This window comes from Rhizobium sp. P1_E6 (assembly GCF_056405875.1).
This window is the reverse complement of record NZ_JBFUBG010000253.1, coordinates 1-1693: the sequence shown is the minus strand read 5'-3', so window position 1 is coordinate 1693 and position 1693 is coordinate 1. Positions and strand designations below refer to the sequence as shown.

At 58.4% G+C, this 1693-nt stretch carries 1 protein-coding gene; it reads left to right on the top strand.

Annotated features, from left to right (window positions below; all coding sequences use genetic code 11):
- The coding region (locus tag AC1D35_RS35935) for a toxin TcdB middle/N-terminal domain-containing protein (protein WP_477942754.1) at positions 1-1693 on the top strand (1693 nt) is incomplete at both ends.

Sequence of the window (1693 nt, the reverse complement as noted above, 5' to 3'; positions counted from 1 at the left end):
GTCTTACGTGGACGACATATCGACTGAAGACGATCTATTATAGTGTCATTGCGGAGAAGGGCATCGGCGGCGGTTACACCTTCTCCTATGATCAGGCACCGTTTTCTAACACCTCCCGACTGGTTCGCGTCGACCGTTACGGTCGTGACGCGGTCGTCGATTCCGCTCTAAATATCGTTGGAGGCACCCATAAGACCATCCGACAGATGGCCTATGACAATATCAATTACAGCTATTCGTGGATGTCCAACCAGTTTTCGACGGCGCTCGGGGCCAATGAAGATGCTGTGACCAGCTATTTCCTGTCCCGCCAGGTCGGTGACCTCGACTTTGACGGCAGGGACGAGTTTTACGGGCCGATCGTACGAACGGAGGGGACCGGGGATTATTTCAGTATCCTGTACGAGTTCTCTGTCAACAAGTTCAACACCAGTGGCGTTGTTTCCGGCATATCGACATCGGCAATTCCGAGGGGCTCATATCCCGTCGGCGGACTCTATGCCCCGCCGATCCCACAGTATTTTCCCGGTCGCTTCCTATCAGGCAAGGCGACGAAGGATGTGCCGATTACCTACAGTATCGATAACAGCACCGACAGCCAGCAGATCCGCGAACGCATCAGCGGCGTCATGACGGTCGATGCATCATTAAATGTCTCGAAGACCACCTGCTCTGGAAGCTACGCAACCGTCTGCAGCGCCCTTCCCCAAACCTACGATAGTCAGAACACGCCCAAGAATATCGCTGTCGATCCGGACGGCGACGGCGTCGATCAGCTCTTCAATCTCGGCAGCGACATCCGCGGAGTGGCGGACTTCCGCGGCAACGGCCGACAGGGCATCATGCGTGGCAAGACGCTTGAAGCCCTCACCTATGTCAACAGTTCCTGGAATGCCGTCAGCACCGGCATCGATTGTTCAAACATCTATTGCGCCGTTGCCGATATCAACGGCGATGGCGCCACCGATATTGTCAGGGCAGCGCCATCCGGTTCGAGCTATGCTGCCATCATCTACCTCGGCACCGGCCGCAGCTTCGTCCAGGTCGCCAGCGGGCTCGCCCTTGACGGGTCGCCGATCCTGCGAGACTTGGATAATGACGGCCGTGCCGACATTCTTGCCGCCAAGAACCGCTACAACACCAGTCCGTTCCAGGATTTGCGCACCTACGCCTTGCAATTCGGGCCATATAGCAACAGCCTCGTCCTCTCGTCCTTCGTCATCCGCGGTTCGGGCCTGTCCGGCGATTTCAATGGCGACGGCCTGCCCGACTTCGTCGCCTCTCAGACAGACACGGTCATCTCCAATGCCGGTTCGGGCAATCCGAACCTGCTGCGCTCTGTGACGCTGGAGACGGGTGGGACGGTTTCGGTCGACTATACGCCGTCGACGCGCTTCTCCAACGTCTACCTGCCCTTCGTCATGCATCCGGCGACACGAGTGACCGTCAATGACGGCCGTGGCGTGGTAGCAACGACTGACTATGCCTACGCGAGCGGCAAGTATGACGTAACGGGCCGCAAGTTCCTCGGTTTCGGTAGCATCGTTGCAACCAAGCCGGCGGTGCCAGGCGAGACGGCACGGCCGACGGTGGCGACCGCCTATCGGCTGGACCGGGCAAGCTACGGGCTGCCGGATGTGATCGTCTGGAGGGATGGTGCGGGTAACGCCAAGAAGATGATTTCGGAGACCTA